This is a genomic window from Stenotrophomonas sp. 278 (genome assembly GCF_003935715.1).
Lineage (GTDB): Bacteria > Pseudomonadota > Gammaproteobacteria > Xanthomonadales > Xanthomonadaceae > Stenotrophomonas > Stenotrophomonas maltophilia_AH.
Genome location: NZ_RHPP01000152.1, coordinates 1 through 9148 on the forward strand (window position 1 = coordinate 1; position 9148 = coordinate 9148).

Annotated in this window: 10 protein-coding genes and 1 pseudogene; 7 read left to right on the forward strand and 4 right to left on the reverse strand. The window is 65.5% G+C overall.

Going from position 1 to position 9148, the window contains the following annotated elements; translation table 11 throughout:
* Both EGJ34_RS18550 and EGJ34_RS18555 read right to left on the reverse strand, forming a co-directional pair.
* Positions 1-397, reverse strand: a pseudogene (locus tag EGJ34_RS18550) (oxidoreductase); the annotation flags it as partial.
* Entirely contained in the window at positions 394-993 is a 600-nt protein-coding gene (locus EGJ34_RS18555; protein ID WP_125361939.1) for an ATP-binding cassette domain-containing protein, read from the reverse strand. The pseudogene EGJ34_RS18550 and the gene EGJ34_RS18555, both read right to left, overlap by 4 nt.
* Before the next feature lie 120 nt (positions 994-1113).
* Between EGJ34_RS18555 and EGJ34_RS18560 the strand changes: the two genes are divergently transcribed.
* The 3 genes from EGJ34_RS18560 to EGJ34_RS18570 all read left to right on the forward strand — a co-directional run bounded on the left by EGJ34_RS18560 (position 1114) and on the right by EGJ34_RS18570 (position 3993).
* Positions 1114-1764 carry an arylesterase gene (locus EGJ34_RS18560; protein WP_185750242.1) on the forward strand — a complete coding sequence of 217 codons (651 nt, stop codon included), beginning with the start codon at positions 1114-1116 and terminating at the stop codon, positions 1762-1764.
* An 87-nt stretch (positions 1765-1851) separates the two neighbouring features.
* Positions 1852-2565 carry a response regulator transcription factor gene (locus tag EGJ34_RS18565; protein ID WP_185750243.1) on the forward strand — a complete coding sequence of 238 codons (714 nt, stop codon included), beginning with the start codon at positions 1852-1854 and terminating at the stop codon, positions 2563-2565.
* Between the two features lie 156 nt (positions 2566-2721).
* Positions 2722-3993, forward strand: a complete 1272-nt coding sequence (locus tag EGJ34_RS18570) for a HAMP domain-containing sensor histidine kinase (RefSeq protein WP_125361941.1) — start codon at positions 2722-2724, stop codon at positions 3991-3993.
* A gap of 36 nt (positions 3994-4029) precedes the next feature.
* On the opposite strand, the gene EGJ34_RS18575 is transcribed toward EGJ34_RS18570, so the two are convergent.
* Positions 4030-5286: a hypothetical protein gene (locus EGJ34_RS18575; protein ID WP_125361942.1), complete on the reverse strand. Its 1257-nt coding sequence runs from the start codon at positions 5284-5286 to the stop codon at positions 4030-4032.
* A gap of 132 nt (positions 5287-5418) precedes the next feature.
* Entirely contained in the window at positions 5419-6126 is a 708-nt protein-coding gene (locus tag EGJ34_RS18580) for an SGNH/GDSL hydrolase family protein (RefSeq protein WP_125361943.1), read from the reverse strand.
* Between the two features lie 165 nt (positions 6127-6291).
* On the opposite strand from EGJ34_RS18580, the gene EGJ34_RS18585 reads away from it, so the two are divergent.
* The 4 genes from EGJ34_RS18585 to EGJ34_RS18600 all read left to right on the forward strand — a co-directional run.
* Positions 6292-6672, forward strand: coding sequence for a diacylglycerol kinase (locus tag EGJ34_RS18585; protein WP_125361944.1), 381 nt, complete (start codon positions 6292-6294; stop codon positions 6670-6672).
* A gap of 41 nt (positions 6673-6713) precedes the next feature.
* Positions 6714-7463: a TerC family protein gene (locus EGJ34_RS18590; RefSeq protein WP_125361945.1), complete on the forward strand. Its 750-nt coding sequence runs from the start codon at positions 6714-6716 to the stop codon at positions 7461-7463.
* Between the two features lie 197 nt (positions 7464-7660).
* On the forward strand, positions 7661-8308 hold the full coding sequence (locus EGJ34_RS18595) for a LemA family protein (protein WP_125361946.1): 648 nt from the start codon (positions 7661-7663) through the stop codon (positions 8306-8308).
* Between the two features lie 4 nt (positions 8309-8312).
* The coding region (locus tag EGJ34_RS18600) for a TPM domain-containing protein (RefSeq protein WP_125361947.1) at positions 8313-9148 on the forward strand (836 nt) is incomplete at its 3' end.

The following is a 9148-nucleotide window of genomic DNA, read 5'->3' on the forward strand; positions in this document are numbered from 1 at the left end:
GGGTGCCCGCGCTTTCCGCGGCCCCGCCGGCCGTGCGGCTGACCTGCAGCTGCCCGCGCAATGGATAACCTGCGCTGACCGCCTTGATGTTGGCCATCTGGCTGGCTTCGCCGTGGAACAGCACGCTGGGGAAGCTGACCATGCGCGTGGTCTTCAGGCCGCGCCGTTGCGCCTCTTCGGCGAAGTTTTCCGGCACGTCCTGGCGCGCGCCCAGTCCAAGGTCGCCGCCCAGCATTTCTGCCGCGCTGCTGGTCAGGGCCAGGGTGACCCGGTTGACCAGCGTGCCGACCGCCGTCATCACCGCCACGCCCAGTACCAGCGCGGCGAATACGGTCAGCAGGTCGCCGGCCAGGAACTCGCGGCGCAGGGCGCGCCCGGCATGCCGCAGCACGTTCATGCGTGCAGCCCGTCGGCATCGACCAGGCGGCCCTGGTCCAGACGGTAGATGTGCTCGCAGCGCTGGGCCAGGCGCAGGTCGTGGGTGACCAGCACCAAGGTGGTGTCGCTGGTGGCATTGAGCGCGAACAGCAGGTCGCTGATCTGCTGGCCGGTGCTCTGGTCCAGGCTGCCGGTGGGTTCGTCGGCGAACAGAATGCGCGGCCGGGCCACGAACGCACGCGCCAGCGCCACGCGCTGCTGCTCACCGCCGGACAGCTGGCGCGGGTAATGGCGGGCACGATGGCTCAGCCCGACCTGTTCCAGCACCTCGCGTACCCGCGCCGGATCCTCGCGCCCCGCCAGCTCCAGCGGCAGGGCGATGTTCTCCTCGGCGGTCAGCGCCGGCAGCAGATGGAAGCTCTGGAACACGAAGCCCACCTCCCGCGCGCGCAGCTGCGCACGGGCCTCCTCGTCCAGCTCGCTCAAGCTCGCCCCGGCCAGGCTGATCTGCCCACGGCTTGGCAGGTCCAGCCCGGCCAGCAGGCCGAGCAGGGTGGTCTTGCCTGAACCAGACGCGCCGACAATGGCCACGCTCTGGCCTTCATGCACGGTCATGTCTATGTTGTCCAGGATGTGCACTTCACCTTCTGGGCCACGGGCGGACTTGCCGACGTTGTGGGCGGTAATGGCAACCGGCGCGCTGCGGGGGGACAGGCTGTCGATGAGGATTCTCCGATGTACGAAGCAATGAACAAGGGCCGGATGGCCGCGACGATGTGGCTGCTGGCATGGTTGCTGCTGGTGCCGGCGCTGGCGTGTGCCAAAGGTCCGGCACCGGCCAAGGTGGTGCTGGTGGTCGGCGACAGCCTCAGTGCCGCCCACAATATCCCGGCGGCATCGGGGTGGGTGAACCTGCTTCAGCAGCGGGTCAACCAGCAGGTCAAGCCGCCGCCGACGGTCGTCAACGCCAGCATCAGCGGCGAAACCACCGCCGGTGCACTGACCCGCCTTCCCGCACTGCTGCAGAAGCACCGCCCCGCGGTGGTGGTGATCGAGCTGGGCGGCAATGATGCCCTGCGCGGGCTGACCCCGGCGCAGCTGCGCGGAAACCTCGAAAAGATGATCACGGCAAGCCAGGCGAGCGGGGCCAAGGTGCTGCTGCTGGGCATCGACGTGCCGCCGAACTACGGACCGGCGTACCGGGACCGCCTGCGCAGGACCTACGCGGACCTGGCCAGCCAGTACAAGGTGCCGCTGGTGCCCTTCCTGCTTGAGGGCGTGGCCCTGCAGCCCGGCCTGATGCAGGCAGATGGCCTCCACCCGACCGCTGCCGCCCAGCCGAAGGTGCTGGACAACGTCTGGCCCGTGCTCAAGCCCCTTCTGTAGCCGGAAATTTCCCCTTGTCTAAAAACTTCACACCGCGTCTACTGCCGATGCGGCATGTTTCACAAAGCTGAAGAAAGAGGGAAACCCATGCGTCAGACAAAGGAGACCTCCGGCCTGGTGCTGGTGGTGGAAGACAACCGCAGCATCTCCGAGATGATCGGGGAATATCTGGAAGGACGTGGGTTCGAGGTCGACTATGCCCAGGACGGGCTGGACGGCTACCGGCTCGCGGCAGAGAACAGCTACGACGTGGTGGTGCTGGACCTGATGCTGCCGCGTCTGGACGGCATTGAAGTGTGCCGCCGGCTGCGCAACGACGCCCGCAAGTCGACGCCGGTGCTCATGCTGACCGCGCGCGACACGCTGGACGACAAGCTCACCGGCCTGGGTTTCGGTGCCGATGACTACCTCACCAAGCCGTTCGCCATCCAGGAACTGGAAGCACGCCTGCGTGCCCTGATCCGCCGCGAACGTCGCCAGGTGGGGTCGGAAGTGCTCAAGGTCGCTGATCTTGTGCTCGACCCGGTCAGCATGCGCGCGACCCGTGCCGGTACCGAACTGCAGCTTTCGCCGATCGGTCTGCGCCTGCTGACCATCCTGATGCGCGAATCGCCCCGCGTGGTGACCCGCCAGGAAATCGAGCGGGAGATCTGGGGCAACGGCCTGCCGGACTCGGACACGCTGCGCAGCCACCTGTACAACCTGCGCAAGATCATCGACAAGCCGTTTGACCGTCCGCTGCTGCACACCGTGCAGAGCGCCGGCTATCGCATTGCCGATATCCAGCAGCCGATGAGCTGAGCTGCGCATCAACGCAGTGCAGTGCAAGCAGGCAGGAGGCGAGCACGCCTCACCGCACGTCCAGGGCCCGGCCATGACCGGGCCCTGCGTGCTGCCTGCACGACCGAATCACGACCGGCCTTTCTATAATCGCGGCGAGCCGCCCTGGACCCCGTAATGCCGCACGGCCTGCCGCGCAAGATCCGTATCGCTTTCATCCTGCAGGCAGTGCTGGCCAGCCTGGGGATCCTGCTGGGCGCGTGGCTGGTGTCGCTGGTGATCAAGCACAGCCTGGTCAGTGGTGCATTGCGCGAGGAAGCTGCCTATTTCTGGGACCTGCATGCGGCCTCCGCCGCGCAGCCGCCGCCCAATACCCGCAACATCCGTGGCTATCTGCTCGAAACCGGGCGTTCGCCATTGAGTCTGCCGGCCAACCTGCGCGCCCTGCCACCGGGTTTCCACGAACTGAAGTCCGACGACCAGCTGGTGCTGGTGGACGCCCGTCCGGAAGGTCGCCTCTACCTGGTGTTCCTGCGTTCGCGCGCGGAAATGCTGGCGTTCTGGTTCGGCATCGTGCCGGTGCTGCTCACCCTGCTTGCCGTGTACGGGGCCAGCTGGGTGACCTATCGCGCCAGCAGCCGGCTGGTGTCGCCGGTGAACTGGCTGGCGCGTCGCGTCTCACGCTGGAACCCGGGCCACCCGGAAGCGGCCGACCTGGACCCGGACAAGTTGCCCGCCGACATGCAGGGCGAAACCCGTCAGCTTGCTGCGGCACTGCATTCGCTCGCCACCAAGGTCACCGCCCATGTCGCGCGAGAGCGCAACTTTACCCGCGATGCCAGCCACGAGCTGCGCACGCCGCTGACGGTGATCCGCGTGGCCAGCGACATGGCGCTGGGCGACCAGGACATCAATCCGCGCCTGAAGCGCAGCCTGCATCGCATCCAGCGCGCGGGGCGCGACATGGAAGCGGTGATCGACGCCTTCCTGATCCTGGCCCGCGAAGCCGATGTGGAGCCGCAGATCGAGCTGTTCGATGTCAACGACATCGTGCGCTACGAGGTGGACAACGCGCGTGAGCTGATCGCAGGCCGCCCCGTGCACATCCATCTGCACAGTGACGGCCCGGTAGAACTGCACGCGCCACCGCGCGTGCTGCAGGTGGTGGTGAGCAACCTGCTGCGCAACGCCTGCAGCTACACCGATGAAGGCCGTATCGACGTGGACGTGCACGATGATCGCGTGGTGGTACGTGACACCGGCATTGGCATGTCACCGGAAGCGCTGGCACGCGCGTTCGAGCCGTTCTACCGCGCCGAACCCAGCCGGCCACAGGGGACCGGGCTGGGGTTGTCGATCGTACGCAGGCTGTGCGACCGGTTTGGCTGGAAGATCACGCTGACCAGCGAGCCGGGCGTCGGAACGCAGGCGACGATTATCTATCGCTGAGGCGACAGTGCCCTCCCGGTGCAGGGGCCGGGCATCTCAACGCTGGATGCGCTGCTCCCATTCGGCGATTCGTTCCCGCACCGGTTGCCAGGCAGCCGCGCCGGATCGGCGCTGATCATCGTTCGGTACAGCGTCCGTTGCGACGTGTACGTTCGGCACCGGCGGTACATGCGCCGGCAGTGGCTCACCTGTGTAATACACAGACTCTACGCTCGACAGCGCGATGCGGTAGTTCAGATTGTGAGCCTCTGCGCGTGGCGTGTTCTCGGTTGGAGCGTCAGTTTCGACACCAAAGAAGTCATCTTCGTTCGGTGTCTCTGCGTCCATCTCGACTTCCCTGCTCGATTGCGCGACCAAGTGCGCTTTCAGCTCGCACTGCCCCTGCAGTCGGGCCACCACATCCTCTGCCAGCACCATCTGCCAGGGCGTGCGGCGCAGGTTCAGGCCGTTCTTCATCTCGCCGGTTTCAATCACCGATCCAGGCCCAGCGAAATGGTCTGCGCTGAGATCCATTGCCGCTTGACGCCGGAAATGACCAACAATGACCTGCTTCGGCGCGAATACCGAGTCCACATCGGCGTCCGAGTTCCAGTCCGAGCTCGAGTAATCGGGAGTCGGGTAGTCCGAGTCCGAGTCCGAGCTGTATTCCGAGGTCGCGTCGTCGTACGGGTCATCTGCCGGAGCTTCGTTGCACGGGCGAACGGCGTGTTCCTGCAATCCAGATGCGTCACTGCTGTCCGACGGAGAGTTGGGTGCGTCAGGGTATTGGGTCGCTACAGCAGAGCCTGAGATTTCAGCGAGCGTGCCGTTGTGTGTCGAGCCGTTGAGCCAGGTCGTAGCAAGTTCGATCCCGGTGCTGTCGCCTTTGAGCTCCGCCTGCTCCAGCCGTGATTCCCAGTGGCGAATGCCCCCGGCGACATCATTCTGGAAATCAACCATCAACGCTTTGAGATCGGCGCTCGCCTGCTTGCCTCGAGTGAACGATGCATGACAGTGAACGTCGATAAGTGTCAAACGGGCATCGCGTAGACCCTTGAACTCGCTGCTGCGAAGTGTTTCCAGTTGCTGCGCCGGTGTTCCTTGTTCCTGCGTGCAAGCCTGCAGTTTGCACTCGACGTTTGCAATGTTCTGCAGCATCTGAATCGTGCGCGCCGACACGAACGTGTTGTAGCGCTTCTTCTTGACGGCTTCAATCAGGCTGTCGTCGGGCTTGATGGGATCCTGCATCAAGGCGCGAATCCCATCGATGGGATGGAGATGGGCGACGCGGGCAGCGATACCGAGTAAATCCATGGGTGTCTTGAGCTCTCATGTGGGGATGGGAGTGTCAAGGGCACTACGCAGAGAAACTTTCAAATTCCGATGATTCCTAGGATGACGAGTGGCGGGGAGTGCAACCGTGCATGCCCCGCCACCATCAAAGCATCAGCTACCGCACTCGACCTTCGGAGCCAGCGCCTTGCGCCAGATCGCATAGCCTTCCGGCTTCATGTGCAGCATGTCCTCGCGGAACAGGCTGGCCTGGGGCTGGCCGTCGGCACCGAGCATCGGGGTGTAGATGTCGTTGAAGCCGGTGCGCGGCACTCCCTTCAGGGCCTCGCGCACCAGCGCGTTGGCTTCCCGCACGGCCGGCAGCAGGTTGGCGCGCGAGGGGCTGGGCTTGATCGAGATGATCTCCACGGTGGTCTGCGGCAGGTCGCGGTGGACGCGGTTGACGAAGGCCACGGTGTCGTCGCGGACCTGCTGCGGGCTGCGACCGCTGTTGAGGTCGTTGTCGCCGGCGTAGAAGAACACCTTGCACGGGGCATACGGCGTCACGATGCGGTCGGCGTACCAGGTGCTGTCGCGCACTTCCGAGCCGCCGAAGCCCCGATTGATCACCTTCTGGCCCGGGAAGTCTGCGGCCAGGGTGTCCCACATGCGGATCGACGAGCTGCCGATGAACAGGATGCCGCCCTTGGCCGGCGGGGTCGCCTGGTCAGCCTTGGCAAACTGGACCATGTCCTGGGCCCAGGAGACGTTCGAGACCTGTTCGGGCACCTGCGGCGGAGCCAGCGGGGTGAGCGCGGCGACGGGCAGGGCGGCGGTGAGCGCCAGGGCGAGCAGCAGGGGGCGGGTGAGGCGATGGTTCATGAACAGCTCCGTGTTTGAGGCTCCTCCATGGTACCCCCGGGCCGACCGAAGGCCGGCGCTACCGGCCGGTCCCGCCCTTTGTGGCAAAATGGACGACTATCTTGTCGCTTCCTGCCTCACCCATGACCCTTACCCGCCGCACCCCCACGGATGGAGCTGTTCCGCATGCCTGACGCCTTTGGTCATATGCCGCGCGGCCCCAAGCGCATCTTCAAGGCCGCGGTGTGGTCCTGGCAGGGCCTGCGCGCGGCCTGGCTGCACGAGTCCTCGTTCCGGCTGGAGGTCTACCTGCTGGTGGTGCTGGCTCCCTTGGCGCTGTGGCTGGGCGACACCCCGGTCGAGCGAGCGCTGATGATCGGCTCGATGCTGCTGGTGCTGGCCATGGAGCTGGCCAATTCGGCGATCGAGGCGGTGATCGAGCGCTACGGGCCGGAGATCCACGAGCTGGCGGGCCGGGCCAAGGACATGGGCTCGGCGGCGGTGTTCGTGCTGATGATGAACGTGTTGCTGTGCTGGGGCCTGGTGCTGGCCCCGCGGCTTTTCTGACGCACCCCAGGCGTCATTTCCCTTTGTAAGGATGTATGTCCATGTTTGTTGAGCTGCTGTCCGATCCCAACGTCTGGTTGACCCTGCTGACCCTGAGCGCACTGGAAATCGTGCTGGGCATCGACAACCTGGTGTTCATCTCCATCGCGGTGAGCAAGCTGCCGGAACACCGCCGGCCGTTCGCCCGGAAGCTGGGCATCGCGGTGGCCTGCATCACCCGTATTGCCCTGCTGGTGTCGCTGGCCTACCTGGCGCACATGGAAGCCAACCTGTTCACCGTGGCCGGCATGGGCATCTCCATCCGCGACCTGGTGCTGATCCTGGGTGGCCTGTTCCTGATCATCAAGGGCGGCATGGAAATCCGCGAGCTGATCACCGGCGGTGAAGACGAAGATCCCACCACCACCAAGGCCTCGGCCGTGTTCGGCATGGTCATCCTGCAGATTGCCATCATCGACATCGTGTTCTCGCTGGATTCGGTGATCACCGCGGTCGGCATTGCCGACCACATCCCGGTGATGGTGGCGGCGATCCTGCTGTCAGTGGCGGTCATGCTGCTGGCCGCCAACCCGCTGGGCCGCTTCATCGACGCCAACCCGACCGTGAAGATGCTGGCCCTGGCCTTCATCCTGCTCATTGGTGCGGTGCTGATCCTGGACGGCCTGGACGTGCACGTGCCCAAGCCCTACATCTACGCCGCGATGGGCTTCTCGGTGCTGGTGGAGTGGCTGAACCTGCTGATGCGCCGCCGCGCGGTGGCGCACAACGTGCCGGGTGCGGGCAACTGGTGACCTGACACCTGTGCCGACCAACGGTCGGCACCTACCACCGGGTTGGACCGACCACCGGGTAGGTACCGACCGTTGGTCGGTACCTGCGACGGATACACCACAAAGGGTCGCCCACTGGGCGGCCCTTTGCCATTACGGGGAATTAACCCCATTCATGGAATCCTCCGGCGCGCAAACCCCTGAATCCGGAGCCGGTCATGCAATCGTTCACCCGAATGATGTTCCTGGCCACCCTTGCCGTGTTGCTGTCCGGCTGTGGCTACAACTCCATCCAGCAGAAAGATGAACAGGTAAAGGCAGGCTGGGCCGAAGTGCTCAACCAGTACAAGCGCCGCGCCGACCTGATCCCCAACCTGGTGCAGACCGTGGAAGGCTATGCCAACCAGGAGCGCCAGGTGCTGACCGACGTCACCAACGCCCGCGCCCGCGTCGGTCAGATGAACGTCAACGCCAACGATGCCGAATCGCTGAAGCAGTTCCAGGCCGCCCAGGGCGAACTGAGCGGCGCGCTGTCGCGGTTGCTGGTGGTGACCGAGAACTACCCGAACCTGAAATCCGACCAGGGCTTCCGCGACCTGCAGGCGCAGCTGGAAGGCACCGAGAACCGCATCACCGTGGCGCGTGGCCGCTACATCCAGCTGGTGCAGGACTACAACACCTACATCCGCTCGTTCCCGCAGCTGATCACCGCCAAGATCTTCGGCTATGACACCAAGCCGAACTTCACGGTGGAAAACGAGGCGCAGATCTCGCAGCCGCCGTCGGTGAAGTTCGGCAATCAGCCGCCTGCACCTGCTCCGGCTCCGGCTCCGCAGCAGCAGGCTCCGCCGCAACCGGCGAACTAAGCCGATGAGCGCCCTTCGGCTGCGTGCATCGGCGTGGTGGCTGGTGCTGAGCCTGGCCTTGCTGTGGCCGGGCCCAGTCGCATGGGCGCAGAACCCGGCGGCGATCCCGGCCATGGATTCGCCGGTGGTGGACACCACCGGCACCCTGGATGCGGCCAGCAGGCAGGCGTTGGTGGACCAGGCATTGGCCCTGCAGCAGCGCAAGGGCAGCCAGCTGCAGATCCTGATGGTGCCCAGCACCGCGCCCGAAGACATTGCCCAGTACACCCAGCGGGTGTTCGAGCAGTGGCAGATCGGCCGCAAGGGCGTGGACGATGGTGTGCTGCTGGTGGTGGCCAAGGACGACCGGCGGGTGCGCATCGAGCCCGGGTACGGGCTGGAAGGCGCGATCCCCGATGCCATTGCCAATCGGGTGATCCAGGAATACATCGCCCCGAAGTTCCGCAGCAACGACTATGCCGGCGGCCTGACCGACGCCACCGGGGCGCTGGTCAAGCTGATTGACGGCGAAGAACTGCCGCCGCCGGTCAGCGACCACCGCACCCGTGGCGAAAGCAGCGGAGATGTCTGGCCGGTGGCGCTGATGATCGGCTTCTTCGTCGGCACCTTCCTGCGCACCCTGCTGGGCGGACTGCCACGCCCGTTGCGCGCGGTGCTCGGCGGCGGCGGCGCGGCCGTAGCCGCGTTCCTGTTCACCTCGTTGTGGCTGGCCAGTGGCGTGGCCGGGGTGATCGGCCTGCTGATCAGTCTGTCTTCCGGCCGTGCCGGACGCTTTGCCCGCAACACCGGGTGGGGCGGTGGCGGCTGGGGTGGGGGCGGTGGCTTTGGTCTGTCTCTTAT